The organism is Marinobacterium ramblicola (assembly GCF_019084545.1).
Lineage (GTDB): Bacteria > Pseudomonadota > Gammaproteobacteria > Pseudomonadales > Balneatricaceae > Marinobacterium_D > Marinobacterium_D ramblicola.
This window is the reverse complement of sequence record NZ_JAHREP010000002.1, coordinates 60,877-78,426: the sequence shown is the minus strand read 5'-3', so window position 1 is coordinate 78,426 and position 17,550 is coordinate 60,877. Positions and strand designations below refer to the sequence as shown.

The following is a 17,550-nucleotide window of genomic DNA, read 5'->3' as shown; positions in this document are numbered from 1 at the left end:
ATGGCCAGGCGCACGCTCAGTATCCGCACCCGGGTGATGGCCCTGACCCTGCTGCCGATGACGCTACTGGCGCTGATCCTGGGGAGCTACTTCACCCTGACCCGCGTCGCCGAGGTTCGTGCGGACCTGCTTGAGCGTGGCCAGTCGATGGCCCGACTGATGGCCTCCGCCTCGGAGTTTGGGGTTCTCAGCGGCAACCGGGAGCTGTTGCGCAGTCTGAGTAGCGGCCCGATCGCCAACGACGAGGTGGCCGACATCCTGTTCTACGACGCCGATTTCCGCCTGCTCTATCGCAGCAGTCGATTTGATATCGAGATCGAGCGTGACCAACCTGAGCCGCGTGAGTTCAAGGGTACCTGGCACTTCATCCAACCGATCATCTCGCGCACGCCCCCGCTGCTGGACAACCCTGAGCTATTGCCGATCAGCACCGAAAGCGAGACATTGGGCTGGGTGGCGGTGTTGATATCGGCACAGCCGACGGTGCAACGGCAGCAGGAGATTCTGCTGCGCGGCGCAGGGCTGACGATCGTCTGTCTGTTAGTGACCCTGTTGCTGGCCAACCGCTTTGGCCGCCGTATTACCCGGCCGGTGATGGGGCTCACAAGGTTGATCGAGCGCCTGCAGCGCGGCGAGCTGGACGCCCGCGCCGATACCAGCTACACCGGCGAACTGCGCACCCTGGCCAGCGGTATCAACCGGCTCGCCGCCCGGGTACAGGAGTCGAACCAGCAGTTCGAGTATCGCGTGGAGAGCGCGACCCGTCGTTTGACCCAGACGCTGCGTCATCTGGAGCGGCGCAATCGCGAGTTACAGATCGAACGTCTGCGTGCAGACGATGCCAACCGCGCCAAGGATGAGTTCCTCGCCCGCATGAGTCACGAGCTGCGCACCCCGCTGACCTCGGTTCTCGGCTTTACCGACCTGCTGACCCAGACCCGGCTCGACAATGAGCAGAAACGCTATCTGGAGATCATCACCCGCACCTCCGGACTGCTGTTGACGATCATCGACGACATCCTCGATTTCTCGCGTCTGGAATCCAATGCCATCCACATCGAGAACCTGAACTTCGACATCGTGCAGTGCCTGTTCGACGTGATCGAGGCACAATCGGCAACGGCGGCCGGCAAGGGTCTTGAGCTCACGGTGGATCTGCCTCCCGACCTGCCGCTGCAGATTCAGGGCGACCCGTCGCGGTTGAGCCAGGTATTGAACAATCTGATCGGCAATGCGGTTAAGTTTACCGAAAGGGGCGAGATCAATGTCCGCGTATCGACCACCCGCCTGCCATCGAGTGACCCGCGCCTGCTGATCACGGTCCGCGACACCGGAATCGGCATCCCGGCATCGCGCATCAGCCAGCTGTTCAGCGCCTTTACCCAGGGCGACAACTCGATCAGCCGACGCTTTGGCGGCTCCGGCCTCGGTCTGGTTATCGCTCACCGCCTGACAGAACTGATGGGTGGCCGGATTGCGCTCGACAGTGTCGAGGGCAGCGGTACGGAGATTCAGCTGGACCTGCCGCTGCGCTATGGCGAAAGCGGGCAGGTCCCGCTCTGCCTCGAGGGCGACCCGTTCCGGGATCTGGTTGTGTTCGAACCGCACCACGGCAGCCGCGCGGCATTGCTGCGCCAGCTGCGTCAACTGCCTCAAACGGTCCATCTGCTGCGCCGTATCGAAGAGCTCAGTGAACTGACCGACCGCCAACTCGGCAGCGTAATCCTGGCGATCAATCCTCAGGACGCCAGCAGCCGCAGCGTACAATCACTCTGTGACAGGGTCCGTGCCCAGACCCAGGCACCGCTGATACTGCTGATCCCCGGACGCAAACCCCTGCGCCTGCATGTGGGCCAGCTGCACCTGCTGCCCAAACCACCCAGGCCGCTGGAGCTGTTGCACCTGCTTGGCCTGCCGACCCCGCAGCAGACGCCTGCCGCACCCGAGCGGCTCGGAACTGCCCATCTACCCTATCCGCTCAAAGTACTGGTGGCGGAAGACAACGAGTTCAACGCACTGCTGGTGCGGCGTTTGCTGGAGGGGGTAGGCGCACAGGTCAGCTGTGTCGGTTCGGGACTGGAAGTGCTGGAGTATCTGGAGCAGCAGTTACCGGATCTGATTCTGATGGACGTGCACATGCCCGGCATGGACGGCATCCAGGCGACACGGGCGGTACGCGAACGGCTGCCGGAGTTGCCGATCGTGGCGCTGACCGCCAACGTGGTGCCACACGAACACCGGGCGCTGTTCGAGGCCGGCGTCGACGATCTGCTGCTGAAACCGATCAACGTACCGGAGCTGCTGCGTATGCTGCTGCAGCAGTGCGAGTTGAAAACCGGCAAAAGCGCCGAGACGACGCCGATCGGCGCCGAGCTCGAGGCGGCTGTGGACAGATTGACCACTCCCGAGCAGCTGCAACTCGAGGTCCGTCGGCTGTCAGACGCGATCATGCAAGCGCTCTGGCAACGGGATAGAAACAAGATCCGCAGCCATGCGCATCAACTGCTCGGCATGGCCGGACTGTATGAGATGCCGGTACTCGAAGGTGCCACCGCCGAACTGCATCAGGCGGCTATGGAGGGCAACATGCGTGCGCTCTGGCTCGCCTGCTCGCGGCTGTGCCGAATCGCACAACAGGACAGTTTGGAGTAACTGCCGCTTGTTAAAACTCGCGTGTGATCGGCTCGTTACGGATCAGTTCATCCAGATCCGCCAACACCCTGGTGATCCGCTCTCGCCCCTCCCGATCATACAGGTAGCCATCCAGCCCGCTACCTGCCGCTCGCTCTCCATCCATCCCCTCATGAATAGCCAGACAACGTCGACGTACGGCCTCCAGTTCAGGGTCATGGGAGATCGGCAGGCCGAGAAACAGCTCCCAGCTTTCCACCGAGGTCGAGCGGTCCAGCACACCCGCCAACAACTCGCGAACCTGCCCCCGTGTCGGCCGATAGGCCGGCAGGCGGCCGAACCCCATAAAACCTACCAGCAGCACCAGCAGGATCAGGGTGAAGATAAAAACCGGGATAAATTCGTGCATTACTGCAGCTGCTCAAGCGGGTAGGATTGCAGCGCCCGCATGGCATGACGCACACTCTCCCCCTGCTCCCTCTCCACCTGCGCCATCTCTTTCTCATATTGGCGTTTCTGTGCGCTGTTCAATGCGCGCCACTGCTCCAGAAACGGGATGTGGGAGGTCGCTTCAAACACCCGGTTGATGACCGAGAACTGCTCATGCTGATGCAGATGCGGCGCCAGATTGTCCAGCAACACCTTGAGCCGGATGCACCCCTCGGTCATCGTCATCTTTTCGTCGTGCAGCACGGCCGACGCGATGATACGGACACTGTCGATCAGGTATTGGCGGTGCTCTCGCGCTTCCCGTTCCAGCGCCTCGCGCTGACGCTGCTGTTCGGCGCGCGCTTGCTGCTGCGCCTGCAGCTGTCGACGTATCACCAGGCTCAAGATCAGGATCAGGATCAGCCCTAAGGCGATCAGCAGGTAGGTCAGGGGGGCACTCATTGAGTCTCTCTGGTTGCGTTGGGAGCCATACGGCGGCGGCAATCGGGACAACCGCAGCCTCTATGTCTCCATTATAGCGGGGAGAGGGCCCGCGGATAACCGCAGGCCAGGGTCAATGCCGCCCCGAAGGGCGCGTTTAGGGTCACTCGAAGGTGCGCGGGCGCAGCACATCCGGTTTCAGGAAGGGTTTGTCGCCGGTGTTATCATGCTGGCCAAGAATCTGGCCGTTGAACTCTGTACCGTAACGGGTCCATTTATGGAAGTTACTGTACTTTTCGCGGGTCTCCTTGGCATCGCCGGTATAACGCGGATCCTGAGGCCGCTCATGACTATTGACGAACAGCGCCACATCCCAGGCCTGTTGATCGGTCAGCGAACCGGGTTTACCCAACGGCATGTTGTTCTTGATGAACGAGGCGGCAGTGAAAACCCGCGCCATACCGGCACCCCAGTTATAGGAGTGATCACCCCAGAGCGGCGGGAACACCACCTTGCCGTCCTGTTTCTGCCCCAGGCCATCTGCACCATGACAGACCGCGCAGTTATCGGCATAGACCTGCGCACCGCGCTCGTAGTCGGCCGGCTGTTCGGGTTCGCGTCCCAGATGACCGAAACCACGACCACCGATATTGGTTTCGTACACCTTCGCCCCCTTGGCCAACCACTGGTGGTAAGCGACCAGCGCCAGCATATCGTCACTGCCATACTCGGGTGGCTTGCCGTTCATGGAGAACGAGAAACATCCGGCAATACGCTCCTCCAATGAGTTCACATGCTGGTTCTTGCCACGAAAATCGGGCAACGTGGTCGCCGCCGGCCACACCGGCCCCGACCAGTTCATCCGCCCCTCCCCCAGATGGCAGCTCTTGCAGTTCATATCGTTGAACACATATTCACCGCGTTTCTGCTGGGTATTCATGAACAGATCACGCCCTTTGAGGATCACTTCGCGCAGATTAGGATTCAGTGACTGATCGTTCATCAGGTCATCAAGCGTCGGCGCCTGATGCACGTACTGCCCCTCTTTGTACTCGGGGAGTTCGACCGGTACCGAAGACGCGGACAGTGCCGGCAGCGATATGACACTCAGTAGCGCGACAGCGTAGTAAGTGCTTGGTTTCATGGCTTGCTCCCCTGTGTCGGTTGCTGAGACAGATAGGCGGAGACCGCCTGGATCTGCTCATCGCTCAGCCGTGCGGCGATCGCCAGCATCAGCTGATTGGGATCATTGCTGCGGGTACCGTTTTTCCAGGCCTCAAGCTGCTGGCGCAAGTAGGTGGGGTGCTGGCCGGAAAGCGCCGGAAAGGTAGCGCCGACACCCTGAGCACCCGTCCCATGGCAACTTTCACAGGGCACGATATAGTTGTCCCAGTCGCCCTGTTTGACCAGTTTTTCACCCCGCACCAGCAGATCGGCGGGCTGCTCCGCAGGCATCAGCCTTGTCGTCTGTAGCGCGTAATAGGCTGCCACATCCGCGATCTGTTGATCGCTCAGATGCGCCGCATTGGGCGCCATGACGGGGCTGTTGCGACGGCCATCGCGATAATCCCGCAGCTGCGCGGCCAGATAGCCGGCATCCAGCCCTGCCAGTCGCGGGAACCCGGCAGCGTCGTTACCGGCGCCATCAGTACCGTGGCACGCCAGGCAGGGCGCTCCGCCCTGCCCGTCACCCTGCATTACAATGGTTGCCCCCCGGTCGGCATCGCCGGCAGCTTGTACCAGACCGGTGGTCAGCAGCAGCGCGGCAACGGCCCCGCTGCGTCTTATTATTGTCATTTGGATATCCTCTTCTACGCAGATCGTCCTCAATAATAAGCCAGCCGGACTTAATATTCGATACTGCTAATATAGAAATAACTAATTAAATATCCTTTGGCCCAGCCGCCACTCCAGGTTCAAGGCCCAGCGGCGCTGTGTTAAGATCGCCCGCTGCTTTTTTAATCAGCATCATCGGCGTCTGCAGCGAAAATAAAAAACAGGACTCACACCGGTTCAACGAGATTGAATCGGGCCTCATTCCTGTCTTCCCTCCCATCGCGGCGACCGCACGACGCTGATCGTCTGTGCCCGGCACCAGGCGTGGCATGATTCCCTGTTTTCCGACGCCAGGACCCGGCTGTCGGTGTGTATCCGTTTGAACGAAAAATCAGGACACCCATGATCTCAACCCTAAAATACGGCTGGTCCCTTCATAATCTGCGCGGCGATATCCTCTCCGGCCTGGTCGTCGCCCTGGCGCTGATCCCGGAGGCGATCGCCTTCTCCATCATCGCCGGCGTCGACCCCAAGGTCGGCCTCTACGCCTCCTTCTGCATCGCTGTGGTCACCGCCTTTTGCGGCGGCCGCCCCGGCATGATCTCCGCCGCCACCGGTGCCATGGCGCTGCTGATGGTGACGCTGGTCAAGGAGCACGGTCTGCAGTACCTGCTCGCCGCCACGCTGCTCACCGGCCTGATCCAGATCCTGGCCGGCTACCTGAAGCTCGGCTCGCTGATGCGTTTCGTCTCCCGCTCGGTGGTCACCGGTTTCGTCAACGCGCTGGCGATCCTGATCTTCATGGCCCAGTTGCCGGAACTGACCGACGTGACCTGGCATGTCTACGCGATGACCGCGGCGGGCCTGGGCATCATCTACCTCTTCCCCTATGTGCCCCGACTGGGCGCGCTGATCCCGTCGCCGCTGGTCTGCATCCTGCTGCTGACCGCGGTATCGATCTACCTGGGGCTGGATATCCGCACCGTCGGCGATATGGGCGAGCTGCCCGACGCGCTGCCGATGCTTCTCTGGCCCGAGGTGCCGCTGAACCTGGACACGCTGTGGATCATCCTGCCCTACTCGGTGCCGCTGGCCGCGGTCGGCCTGCTCGAGTCGCTGATGACCGCGACCATCGTCGACGACCTCACCGACACCCCCAGCGACAAGAACCGCGAGTGCAAGGGCCAGGGCCTGGCCAATATCGTCGCCGGGATGTTCGGCGGCATGGCCGGCTGCGCGATGATCGGCCAGTCGGTGATCAACGTAAAATCCGGTGGCCGCACCCGCATCTCGACGCTGATCGCCGGCGTGGTGCTGCTGATCCTGGTGGTATTCCTCGACGAATGGGTCTCGCAGATCCCGATGGCCGCGCTGGTGGCGGTGATGATCATGGTCTCCATCGGCACCTTCAGTTGGGAGTCGATCATCAATCTGAAAAAACATCCGCTGTCGACCAACCTGGTGATGCTGGTCACCGTGGCCATCGTCGTCGCCAGCCACAACCTGGCGCTGGGGGTATTCGCCGGTGTGCTGCTGGCCGCGCTGTTCTTCGCCAACAAGGTCGGCCAATACTTATATATCGACAGCGAGTATATCGACAGCGAATTGGTCGGCTCCGGTGCCCTGCGCCGCTACCTTGTGGTCGGCCAGGTGTTCTTCAGCTCGTCGGAGAAGTTCACCGCCGCGTTCGACTTCAAGGAGGATGTCGAGAAGGTCAGCATCGACCTGAGCCAGGCGCACTTCTGGGATATCACCGCCGTGTCGGCACTGGACAAGGTGGTGCTGAAGTTCCGCCGCGAGGGCACCGAGGTCGAGGTGATCGGCCTGAACCAGGCCAGCGCCACCATCGTCGACCGTTTTGCCGTGCACGACAAGCCGGAAGCGGTTGACCAACTGATGGGCCACTGATATGTCTGAGGGAACAAGAATGACAATGGATGGAGCCCCTATGAACCAGGTGGTCGCCTGTATCGATGGTGTCGGCGAAAGTGCCGAGAGCATATGCGACGCGGCGAGTTGGGCCAGCCTCAGACTCGAGGCCCCTCTGACCCTGCTGCATGTGCTGGACAAGAGCCAGTACCCCACGGAAACCAACCTGACCGGCTCCATCGGTCTGGGCGCGCGGGAAACCCTGCTTGAGGAGCTTGCCGCGCTGGACGAGCAGCGCGGCAAGCTGGCCCGCGAGCAGGGCCGGTTGATGCTGGAGGCGGCGCGCGAGCGCGCCGTCGAGGACGGCATCGCCGACCCGCAGACGCTGCAGCGCCATGGCGATCTGGTCGAGACGCTGAGCGAACTGGAGGCCGACACCCGCCTGCTGGTGTTCGGCCGCGGTGGAGCCGGCGGTACCGCCCTGGGCCACCAGGTGGAAGCGGTGATCCGCGCCCTGCACCGGCCGATGCTGTTACTACCGGGCGAGTTCAAGGCCCCCGAGCGCTTCCTGATCGCTTACGACGGCAGCCCGACGGCACGCAAGGCGGTGGAGATGGTAACCCGCAGCCCACTGCTGCGCGGCATCCCCTGCGACCTGCTGATCGTCGGCCCCTCCACCCAGGACGTAAAACTGGAACTGGACCGCGCCCGCGAACAGCTCGAGAGCGCCGGCTTCGAAGTTAACGCCGAGATTATCGCCGGCGATGTCGAAGAGACGCTGCTCGACGAGGTCGACCGGCGCGGTGCCGGGATGCTGGTGATGGGCGCCTACGGCCACTCCCGCATCCGCCAGATGCTGGTCGGCAGCACCACCAGCAAGCTGATCAGGCAGACGCGGGTGCCACTGTTACTGCTGCGGTAGAAACTTACCAACCTTTCCGGATGGGGAGATTGTCTCCGCGGTGCGGAGACAATTGAGCCGGCCCCATATCAACCATTCCCGATAATCCTGCCCCGCAGCGCACTAGCCCTGTGCACCCGCGTCGCAATCGCCTCATACAGCCGCGCCCGGGCCGGCAGCACCAGCGTAAACCAGTCGCTGGCGCGGGTGATGCCGGTGTAGACCAGCTCCCGGGTCAGCACCGGGTTGGGACCGGGCGGCAGCACCAGTGCGGTGTGGGCGAACTCCGAGCCCTGGGACTTGTGCACGGTCATCGCGAACACCGTTTCGGTGCTCTGCAGGCGGCTGGGCAGTACCCATTTCAGCGTGCCGTCGGCCAGCGGAAAGACGACGCGCAGTGCCATTTCGCCGTCGTCGCGTGGCACCCTCAGGCAGAGCCCGATATCCCCGTTCATCAGCCCCAGCGAGTAGTCGTTGCGGGTCAGCATCACCGGCCGCCCCTCGTACCAGAGCTGATCCGGGTTCAGTAACCCCGCGTCAGACAGTACCTGCTCGATGCGCTGATTCAGCCCCTCCACGCCCCAGGGTCCCTTGCGCAGTGCGCAGAGGACGCGGAAACGGGTGAAGCTGGCCAGCAACGTCCGCGCCCAGGCCTGCCAGGCGGTTTCGGCATAATCGCCGCTGGAGGGACGCTCTGCCTGCAGCTGTTGCAGATAGTCGCCGTACCCCGGCGCTCCCTGTTCACGCCCGAGTCGACCGCCGCCGAGCATCAACTCTTGCAGCGCCGGGGTGTGTTCGGTGCGCGGCTCCAGCAGCGCCAGTTGGTCAGGGAAACCCGACAGGGTCTGCTCCACCGTTTTCAGATCGCCGTTGTTGACGCCCCGCGCCAGGCGCCCGATCCCGCTGTGCTCACCGAAGCGGTGGCTCTTTCTGAGCATCACGATATGCTGCGCCAACGGCTGCTCCCCTGCGCCACCGGCGGCGGCCTGCCACTGCGCCAGATCGCCGGCCCCGGCGCCCACGGCCCGGGACAACGTGACTGGCGAATAGCCGCCACGCTCGGCGTCGAGACAGAGGTCGCCCAGCACCGCCCCGGCTTCCACCGAGGCCAGTTGATCCTTGTCGCCGAGCAGAATCAGCTGCGCCCGCTCCGGCAGCGCCGCGAGCAGCGCATGCATCATCTCCAGGTCGATCATCGACGCCTCGTCGATCACCACCAGATCGGCATGCAGAGGGTTGTCCCGGTTGTGCCTGAAATGGCGGGTATCGGGACGCGAGCCGAGCAGGCGGTGCAGCGTGCTGACCTCGGTGGGGATCTGCCGATCCATCCCCTCCGGCAACCGGGACACGGCCCGGCCGATCGATTCGGTCAGCCGGGCTGCGGCCTTGCCGGTGGGCGCCGCCAGGCGGATACGCAGCGGTGCGCCCCGGTCCAGCGCCTGACTCTGCAGCAGCGCCAGCAGGCGCACCACGGTGGTGGTTTTTCCGGTACCGGGGCCGCCGGTGATGATCGCAAAGCGACTGGAGCCGGCCAGGGCACAGGCCAGGCGCTGCCAGTCGATCTCGCCGTTGGCGGGGGTATCGAACAACAGGTCCAGCCGCTCGCTCATCCCGGCGGGCAGACTCTCCGCGGTGTCCTTAACCAACCGTTCGCGAATCGCCGCAGCGACCTCCACCTCATAGCGCCACTGACGGCGCAGATAGAGGCGTGCCGGGGTGCCCGGCTCAAGCACCAGCGGTGCCGCGCCGGCACTCGACTCCACCAGTGCAGAGATCGCGATCCGATCCAGCCAGTCAGGCAGTGACAGTCCAGCGAGCAGCTCGCTGGGGCGGTCCGGCAGGGTTTCGCCAAATGCCCCCTCCGGCGGCAGCGACAGCGCCGCGTCCGGATCGGCCAGGGTGGCTTCCAGATCCAGGCAGATATGCCCGCGCCCGAGCTGGTGGCTGGTCATCGCCACCGCCAGCAACAGCTCCGGGGCGGCGTTCGGATCCAGCTGCGCCAGCATCCGCACCAGCGCCAGGTCCAGCGCCCGTATCCAGCCCTGGCGCTGCCACTGCTCCAGCACCTGCCAGAGCCGATCGCCATGCAGGGTTTGCGTTTCAGGCACGGCAAACAGATCCGGTTGCTCAGACATGGGCGTTCTCCTCGCGGTGACCGCTGAACAGGCGATCGAGCTCGAGCATCAGCTCTACCGGCGGGCGGTCGACAAAGGCGCCTCGCCGCTCGGGTTCGTCGATGCCGCGCAGGAACATATAGAGCGCACCGCCGACGTACTGTTCGTACCCCTTTGCCGGATCCTCGGCATAACCGGGCACGCGCGCCTTGAGCAGGCGATGCAGCGCCAGGGTGTAGAGCACGTACTGCATATCGTAACGCTTGTGCAGGATCGCCTCGCGCATCGCCGCCTGTGTATAACTCTGGCTGTGCGGTCCCAGCCAGTTGGATTTGTAGTCCGCCACCCAGTAGCGCCCCCGGTGCTCGAAGGTCAGATCGATAAACCCTTTCAGCATGCCGTTCAGCTGTCCATCCTCCAGCTCGGGACGCGGCTGCCCCGGCAGGATATGTTTGCGTACCAAGGCATCGAGCTGTGCAATCCGCACCGGCGCCGCGCTGAACCAGAACTCCATCTCCGCCCTGGCTCCGGCCAGATCGCACAGGCGCAGGCTGTCCTCGGCGGTTGGCGGCGAGCCTAGCGGCAGCGGCGTCGTCAGCAAGCGGTGCAGCCAGTCGTCGAGCAGCGCCCGCCAGGGCTGCCAGTCCCGGCGCTGACAGCGCGGATCGAGAAACTCGGCGCGCAACTCACGACTATCGGCGACGGCGGCAAAGCCCTCCTCGGCGGCCCACTCCAGCATGCCGTGCAGGAAGGTACCGGCGGCGGGCCCCTTCCAGAACCTGTGGATATCGGCGTTGCCCTGCAGCTGGGGCGCGGCGGTCGCCGGCTCATCCCGGCTCTCCAGCAGAGTGCTGTCGCGGGCGGTATCCGCGGCCGATTCCGCCGCCCTCTCACCCTCTACAACCTGCTCAGCCGATTCGCCCTTGAGCCGGCACAGCGCCGAGTAACTGGCGATCCACCAGCGCGTGCTGTCGAACACCCGGCTGAAGCGGGCCGCCGGGCGCAACGCCTGCTGCGTCGATGCCGCGGGCAACACGTCGCTACCCGCCGCCGGCAGAGGTTCGAGCGCAAGTTGGACATCGGCGCACAGGGCGGCAAAGGCGGGCTGCAACGCGTCGCTGCCGGCCTCGGCGATGCCGAGCAGCTGCCCCAGGGCGCTGTTGCCGACCTCCTTGAGCGGTGCCAGGCCGAGCCAGCAGGCGTGTACCGGCCGGGTCAGCGCCACGTAGAGCAGGCGTAGATCCTCCTGCAGCCGCTCGCGGTCGGCACGGGCGCAGGCATCCTTGTCGCCGGCATCCAGCTCGATCAGCGTTTCACCGCTGTCACCGTGATAGAGATAGCTGCCGGCGCGGGCGCTGACCTTGCGGCAGTCACTGACGAAGGGCAGGAACACCAGCGGGTACTCCAGGCCCTTGGATTTGTGGATGGTGATCACCTGCACCCGGTCGGCGTCGCTCTCCAGACGCACTACGCGCTCATCCGCATCGCCGCCGCTGCCGGAGAGCTGCTCGGCCAGGTAGCGGATCAGCGCCAGCTCACCATCGAGCTGTACGCTGGCCGCCTGCAGCATCTCCGCCAGATGCAAAATATTAGTAAGTACTCGCTCACCGCCACTCAATTGAAGCAGGCGGGCGGGCAGTTCAAAAGCATCGAGCAGGCGACGCACCAGCGCCAACACCCCCTGGCGTCGCCAGGCGTCGCGCAGGCTGCGGAACAGTTCCACCTGGGCCTCCCAGGCGCTCTCATCCCGATTCAGCCGGTCCAGCTCGGCCAAGCCCAGATCCAGCGTCGCCGTGGCCAGCGCGGCATGCACCAGGCGCGGCTGCTCCGGTTCGGCACAGGCGCGCAGCCAACGCCACAGATCCTGCGCCTCCAGGGTATCGAACACCGATTCACGGTCGGACAGGTAAACGCTGCGTACCGCCCGCCGATCCAGCGCCTGGCGTACCCACTGCGCCTCGGTGCCGGTACGTACCAGAATCGCGATATCGCCCGGTTGCAGCGGTTTCAGACTGCCATCGGCCTGGCGAAACCCGGCCCGTTGCTGCTGTCCCAGCGTCAGCAGGCGGCAGATCTCGCTGGCGGTGGACTCGGCGATCCCGGCACGAAACGCCTCCTTGGTCAGCATCTGTTCCGGGTCCATCCACCAGCCAGTCAGTGCGCTCTGCGCTTTTCCGTCCACCTCCAGAACATCACGTCTGCCGTTGGCTTCGACGGGATGAAAGGGCAGCGGGTTATCGCCATCCCGGGCAAACTGAAAGGCTCCGCCTGCATCGCACTTCTCGGCGTGCTGGAACAGGCGATTGACCGCATCGACCATCGCCGTACTGGAGCGGTAGTTGGTGCCCAAGGTATACAGCGCACCGGCGCTGTCCCGGCGCGCGCGCAGGTAGGTGTGGATATCGGCGCCGCGGAAGGCGTAGATCGCCTGCTTGGGATCGCCGATCATCAACAGGGCACTGGCCTGGGCCCGCTCGCCGCCATAGATACGGCTGAAACTGCGGTACTGCACCGGGTCGGTATCCTGGAACTCGTCGATCAGCGCCACCGGGTACTGCTGGGCGATCTGCGCCGCCAGGCGCTCACCCGCCTCGCCGTGCAATGCCTGGTCGAGGCGGCTGAGCAGATCGTCGAAGCCCAGGCGTGCGGCCCGACGCTTGCCCTGTTCGAATCGCTCGCTGACCCAAAGCGCGGCGTGACGGCGCACCGGACTCAGATCGGGCGCGCTCCCCAGATAGTCTGTCAGGGTCTCCAGAGCGTCGAACGCCGGATGATCCGGGGTGCCGTCGAACTGGAACTTCTTGTTGGTACGCGCCCGCAGGTTGGCGCGGCTGAAGCGCAGCAACAGCTTGTCGTCCGCCGTACTCCCCTCTGCCCAGTCGCGCATCTCGCTCAGCCACTGCGGCAGGTTATCCGGCTTGAAGCTGGCCTTGCTCAGCACGCCCTGGCTCACCGCCTGCTGCAGCAGCTGCTCAACCTCGTCCAACCCGTCGACCCACAACCTGCGGGCGCTCGACTCCAGCGCCTCGCGCTGCTGCTGCCACTGCATCAGCTCGGCCGCAAAGTCGGTCGGCGACTGGGCATCGGGCACCGGTTCTCCGCGCAGACAGAGCTGCGCCCCGTAGGCACCCAACATCGGCTTAAGCAGGGATTCCAGCTGCTGCGGATCCTTGGCCAGCGCGCCCAACGCTCTCGCGGCCGCTCTCGGCAGCGGATAGCAGAAGGTGCGCCAGTAATCCTGCACCGCCTCTCTGAGCAGTTCAGCGTCCTCATTGTCGAGCTGCTGGTCGAACAGGCTGCCGCTGTCGAAGGCGTGCTGGCTCAGCATCCGCTGGCTCCAGCCGTGGATGGTGTAGATCGCCGCCTCATCCATCCACTGGGCGGCGCGGTCGAGCTGGTAGGCGGCGGCCGCTCGGGTGCCCTCCTCGGCACTCTCGTCTGCATAGGCCGGCTCGGCCAGCAGCGCCTGCAGGAACTGATCTTTCGCCGGCTTCTGGCCGCGGAATACCTGGGCCGCCTCGGCCAGGCGGTCGCGGATACGCTCGCGCAGCTCGCGGGTGGCGGCATTGGTGAAGGTCACCACCAGGATCTCCGGCGGCAGCAGTGCACGCGGATAGGCATTATCGCCACCGTGGCCCAGCACCAGGCGCAGGTAGAGTGCGGCGATGGTGTAGGTTTTGCCGGTACCGGCACTGGCCTCGATCAGACGTCGGCCATGCAGTGGAAAAGCCAGACTGTCGAGCGGCTGTACCTCTGTACTCATGACGTCTCCTCCTGAGTCTCATGGCGCAACAGACGCCCGTGCTCCAGCAGCGGCCGGTACAGCGCTTCGGCCCACTCATCCAAACCCGCGTCATGGAGGCGGTCGAACTCGGGCCAGGCCCGCGCCAGGGCCGGGTCGGACTGCACCTCACCGGTGAAGTTCATGCTACCGACATAGGCCTCATGGGCCTTGGCTCTGGCACGCTCGGGATCTTCGGTCAACAGCGCCAGGCCGGTGCGACAGGCCAGCGGCGGTGGCGCCTGGAACCCTTGCAGCCAATAGGCCGCCATCGTGCTCAGAATCTCGTATGCCCGTGATTTCGACAGCGGATCCAGCTGCACGCTGGTATCCGGCCCCACCAGCGAGCTGGTCAACCCGTAGCCCTGGGCACAGCCGGCCAGATGCTCGACCCACAGGCGCAACAGGCGGTGCCAGCGCGGCCCCTTCTTGTCGGCCACCGCCTGGGGCGAGGTGCGGATCAGTCGATACTCGCCACCATGCTCCCAGACCCCGCTCAGCCAGTCCTCCAGTAGCAGTACCTCGGCATCCACCGGCAGTTCCAACGCGATCTCCAGCGCCCCCTGCAGCGGCTGGAAATCGGCCAGCGGCTGCAGATGACGCAGGGTCGAGTAAACCCCGCTGAGCACGGGCTCCAGCGCCAGTTGACCATACTCCCCCAACGGCAGCCGCCCGGCGCGCTGCCAACACTGCAGGGCTTCGGTTATCCCCTGCTGCTGCGTCGGGGCTTTCAACGCGGTTTCGATCAGCTCCTGGCCCAACTGGAACTGCTCCAGGCGATCGAACCCGAACGGCTCATGCTCCTGCTGTCGCGCCTGCGGCAGCTCCAGATGCACGTTGAGCCGCTCGGCGAAGAAGCTGCTGACCGGGGCGCGTAGAAAACGCGCCAGGCGGTTCAGCGTCAGTGCGCCCTCGGGCCGCTCGGGGCTCAGGCGATCGCCGCGCTCAACCGACGTTTGCACATGCACCTGGCGCCACTCCTCGGCATAGGTGAACAGCCGGGGATCGGCCTCGGCGGCCGGGTCGAAGTAGCCGGTGCTGAACGGTTGCAGCGGATGCTCCAGGGTCAGGCTCGGCAACGGCGATGCCTGAGGCTCGGTTTCCCAGCCCTGCTCGATCAGGTCACGCAGCTGCGCCACCAGTACCGACGGCGGCTGTGGCTGGTTGTCGCGGATGCTGCGTCCGACCCAGCTGATGTAGAGTGCGTCCCGCGCCGACAGCAGCGCCTCCAGGAACAGATAGCGGTCATCTTCACGGCGGGAGCGATCGCCCGGCCGGTACTCGCGGGCCATCAGGTCGAAATCCTGCGCCGGTTTCTGCCGCGGGTAGTCGCCATCGTTCATGCCGAGCAGGAACACCTGGCGGAACGGGATGGCGCGCATCGGCATCAGCGTGGAGAAGGTCAGGCGACCGGCCAGGAAGCGCGCCGACAGTCCGCTCTGATCGATGCTGCCTAGCCAGGCTTCACGGGCCACGGTCAGCGGTAGCGGCGCGTCCAGTCCGGCGTCGATACAGCTCTGGGTCCACTGCTGCAGTTCGTCGTTCAGGCGCTCGAGCAGCACCAGGTCGGCATCCCCGGCCGGGGCCAGAAAGGTATCCAGCAGCCAGGTCAGGGTCTCGCGCCAGGCGATGGCGGGTTGGGCTTCGCGGGTACGTTGCAGCAGTGCACGCAGGTCATCGAGCAGCAGTGCCAGAGTACCGGCCAGTGCCGCCTCCAGGCCCGCCACCTCGTCATAGGGTTCGATATCGGCATAGGCCTCGCCGTCACCGACCGCATAACCGAGCAGCATCCGCCGCAGGCCGAACAGCCAGGCGTTCTGCTCCAGTCCGGCGGGTAGCTCCAGACCGGCGCGGTGTTCACCATCCAGACCCCAGCGAATACCGGCGCCTTCGATCCAGCGCTGCAGGGTGGGGATATCTTCCGCACTCAAGTGGTAACGTTCGAGTACCGCGGGCACTTCGAGCAGATCCAGCAGTTCGCTGACGCCGAGGCGCGATTCCGGCAGCCGCAGTAACTGCTCCAGCGCCACCAGCAGCGGCGCCTGGCCGCGGGCGGTCTGATCCGCCAGACTGAACGGGATGTAGCGTGGATCGTCCGCGCCGAGCCGACCGAACACCGCCTCGATGTGGGGCTGGTAGATGGCGATATCCGGCACCATGACGATCATATCGCGCGGCTCCAGCGTCGGATCCTGCTGCAAGCGGTGCAGCAGATGGTCCTGCAGTATCTCCACTTCGCGCTGGGCGCTGTGGGCGATATGGAACGCCAGCGACTGGTCATCGACAGCCAGGGCTCGCTTGGTTTCCGGCAGCGGATTCAGCTCCAGGATATCCTGCTGCAGCTGCTGCAACAGCGGCAGTGACGCGATGCTGTCCACCGGGTCGTCGAACAGGTCGATACGGCTGTCGCGGAACCAGTGGCGGTGGCGCTCGCTGTCGTCGAACTGGTCGAGCAGGCGGATGTAGTCGCGCCCCTGCTTGCCCCAGGCCGCCAGCAGCGGTGGCGCGTGCAGGTGCAGCTGCGCATCGCTGATCTGCTCCGGTACGCCCTGGCGGCGCTGCTGCCGGCGCCGCTCTGCCCGCAGCAGCTCGCGCCCCTCGACGATATCGGCCCAGTAGTAGCGGCAGGGGTTGAGCACGGCGATCATCACCTGCATCTGCCCGGACAGGGCCGACAGCGCCTCGATCATCTGCTGCGGCAGTGCCGAGATGCCGAACACCATCACCCGCGGCGGCAGTCCCGACGGGCGCCGCCGCAATCGCGCACAGGCGTCGATGAAACGCTGGTGCAGATCCGCACGCGAGCTGTCCCGCTGTTCCGTCAGATCGTCGCGAATCGCACGCCAGAGGATCGCCTGCCAGCGCTGGTCGGTACTCAGTGGTTTGGTATCGTCCTCGCCTGCGCGCAGCTGATCCAGCCCTGCTGCCCAGTCCTTGAGCCAGTCGGCGCGATAGACCTGGTACTGGTCGAGCAGGTCGGCCAGATGCTCGGCGAGCTGAAACGCCTTGCGTTCACCGGGATCGGCGCTCAAGTACTGGGCCAGGGAGGCGAACTCCGGCCGGTGCAACAACCCGGGCAGCAGGCGCAGCAGGCGCCAGCGCAGTCGGGGTTTGTCATAGGGGGAGTGGCGCGGTACCTGGTCGGCCCCGAGCACGGCCCGGTAAGCGCGCCAGAGGAAGGCCGAGGGCAGCTCCAGGCGCATGCCAGCCGCGATGCCGCAGCCGCCTCGGTCCGTCGGCGCCGCCAGCGCCAGGCGCAGCCATTGGGCGATGCCGTTGCTCTGTACCAGCACCTGCTCCTCTTCGAGGGGCGCCAGTGGATGCTCGCGCATCCAGTGCACCAGCAGGTCACGCAGGGTTTCGAGACGGTTGGCGTGGATAATGGCCAATCCGGTGTGCTGCTCCGGCATACTCCCTCACGAAAAACGGCTGATGGCAGGTATCGTTTGTCCGACAGGGAAGTCTGCATCAGTGCCCATACCAGGGGCAAGTGCGTGCATCGAATCGCCAATGTTGATCAGATCGATATTTTACCGGAGCAACATTGATCAATATCAAATAACTGTCGTGTATCGGAGTCTTTTACCCTGCCTACAGGTATGATCCCG

At 64.6% G+C, this 17,550-nt stretch carries 11 protein-coding genes; 3 read left to right on the top strand and 8 right to left on the bottom strand.

Going from position 1 to position 17,550, the window contains the following annotated elements; all coding sequences use genetic code 11:
- Positions 1 to 2,652: a hybrid sensor histidine kinase/response regulator gene (locus KQ940_RS01585; RefSeq protein ID WP_217411013.1), complete on the top strand. Its 2,652-nt coding sequence runs from the start codon at positions 1 to 3 to the stop codon at positions 2,650 to 2,652.
- A 10-nt stretch (positions 2,653 to 2,662) separates the two neighbouring features.
- On the opposite strand, the gene KQ940_RS01580 is transcribed toward KQ940_RS01585, so the two are convergent.
- The 5 genes from KQ940_RS01580 to KQ940_RS01560 form a co-directional block, all read right to left on the bottom strand.
- Positions 2,663 to 3,040: a hypothetical protein gene (locus tag KQ940_RS01580; protein WP_217411011.1), complete on the bottom strand. Its 378-nt coding sequence runs from the start codon at positions 3,038 to 3,040 to the stop codon at positions 2,663 to 2,665.
- Positions 3,040 to 3,522: a DUF2489 domain-containing protein gene (locus tag KQ940_RS01575; RefSeq protein WP_217411009.1), complete on the bottom strand. Its 483-nt coding sequence runs from the start codon at positions 3,520 to 3,522 to the stop codon at positions 3,040 to 3,042. Before KQ940_RS01575 ends, KQ940_RS01580 begins: the two co-directional genes overlap by 1 nt.
- A 142-nt stretch (positions 3,523 to 3,664) precedes the next feature.
- Positions 3,665 to 4,645: a c-type cytochrome gene (locus KQ940_RS01570; RefSeq protein ID WP_217411007.1), complete on the bottom strand. Its 981-nt coding sequence runs from the start codon at positions 4,643 to 4,645 to the stop codon at positions 3,665 to 3,667.
- Positions 4,642 to 5,298, bottom strand: coding sequence for a c-type cytochrome (locus tag KQ940_RS01565; protein WP_217411004.1), 657 nt, complete (start codon positions 5,296 to 5,298; stop codon positions 4,642 to 4,644). The genes KQ940_RS01570 and KQ940_RS01565 overlap by 4 nt, the downstream gene beginning before the upstream one ends.
- Positions 5,299 to 5,383: 85 nt before the next feature.
- Entirely contained in the window at positions 5,384 to 5,608 is a 225-nt protein-coding gene (locus KQ940_RS01560) for a hypothetical protein (protein ID WP_217411002.1), read from the bottom strand.
- 71 nt (positions 5,609 to 5,679) lie between these two features.
- On the opposite strand from KQ940_RS01560, the gene KQ940_RS01555 reads away from it, so the two are divergent.
- Positions 5,680 to 7,185: a SulP family inorganic anion transporter gene (locus tag KQ940_RS01555; protein WP_217411001.1), complete on the top strand. Its 1,506-nt coding sequence runs from the start codon at positions 5,680 to 5,682 to the stop codon at positions 7,183 to 7,185.
- Positions 7,186 to 7,225: 40 nt separating this feature from the next.
- Entirely contained in the window at positions 7,226 to 8,068 is an 843-nt protein-coding gene (locus KQ940_RS01550) for a universal stress protein (protein WP_217411000.1), read from the top strand.
- A gap of 68 nt (positions 8,069 to 8,136) precedes the next feature.
- On the opposite strand, the gene recD is transcribed toward KQ940_RS01550, so the two are convergent.
- The 3 genes from recD to recC are packed head-to-tail and all read right to left on the bottom strand — an operon-like array spanning position 8,137 to position 17,352.
- Complete coding sequence (gene recD, locus KQ940_RS01545) at positions 8,137 to 10,182, bottom strand: exodeoxyribonuclease V subunit alpha (RefSeq protein WP_217410999.1); 2,046 nt, start codon at positions 10,180 to 10,182, stop codon at positions 8,137 to 8,139.
- Positions 10,175 to 13,924: an exodeoxyribonuclease V subunit beta gene (gene recB, locus KQ940_RS01540; RefSeq protein WP_217410998.1), complete on the bottom strand. Its 3,750-nt coding sequence runs from the start codon at positions 13,922 to 13,924 to the stop codon at positions 10,175 to 10,177. Before recB ends, recD begins: the two co-directional genes overlap by 8 nt.
- Positions 13,921 to 17,352 carry an exodeoxyribonuclease V subunit gamma gene (recC, locus tag KQ940_RS01535; protein WP_217410996.1) on the bottom strand — a complete coding sequence of 1,144 codons (3,432 nt, stop codon included), beginning with the start codon at positions 17,350 to 17,352 and terminating at the stop codon, positions 13,921 to 13,923. Before recC ends, recB begins: the two co-directional genes overlap by 4 nt.
- Between the last annotated feature and the right edge of the window lie 198 nt (positions 17,353 to 17,550).

What these genes read in the sequence shown, in the direction of transcription:
- KQ940_RS01560 (WP_217411002.1), bottom strand. Translation starts at nt 5,608, where the DNA reads ATGCCACGCCTGGTGCCGGGCACAGACGATCAGCGTCGTGCGGTCGCC.
- KQ940_RS01585 (WP_217411013.1), top strand. Translation starts at nt 1, where the DNA reads ATGGCCAGGCGCACGCTCAGTATCCGCACCCGGGTGATGGCCCTGACC.
- recC (WP_217410996.1), bottom strand. Translation starts at nt 17,352, where the DNA reads ATGCCGGAGCAGCACACCGGATTGGCCATTATCCACGCCAACCGTCTC.
- recD (WP_217410999.1), bottom strand. Translation starts at nt 10,182, where the DNA reads ATGTCTGAGCAACCGGATCTGTTTGCCGTGCCTGAAACGCAAACCCTG.
- recB (WP_217410998.1), bottom strand. Translation starts at nt 13,924, where the DNA reads ATGAGTACAGAGGTACAGCCGCTCGACAGTCTGGCTTTTCCACTGCAT.
- KQ940_RS01550 (WP_217411000.1), top strand. Translation starts at nt 7,226, where the DNA reads ATGAACCAGGTGGTCGCCTGTATCGATGGTGTCGGCGAAAGTGCCGAG.
- KQ940_RS01575 (WP_217411009.1), bottom strand. Translation starts at nt 3,522, where the DNA reads ATGAGTGCCCCCCTGACCTACCTGCTGATCGCCTTAGGGCTGATCCTG.
- KQ940_RS01565 (WP_217411004.1), bottom strand. Translation starts at nt 5,298, where the DNA reads ATGACAATAATAAGACGCAGCGGGGCCGTTGCCGCGCTGCTGCTGACC.
- KQ940_RS01555 (WP_217411001.1), top strand. Translation starts at nt 5,680, where the DNA reads ATGATCTCAACCCTAAAATACGGCTGGTCCCTTCATAATCTGCGCGGC.
- KQ940_RS01570 (WP_217411007.1), bottom strand. Translation starts at nt 4,645, where the DNA reads ATGAAACCAAGCACTTACTACGCTGTCGCGCTACTGAGTGTCATATCG.
- KQ940_RS01580 (WP_217411011.1), bottom strand. Translation starts at nt 3,040, where the DNA reads ATGCACGAATTTATCCCGGTTTTTATCTTCACCCTGATCCTGCTGGTG.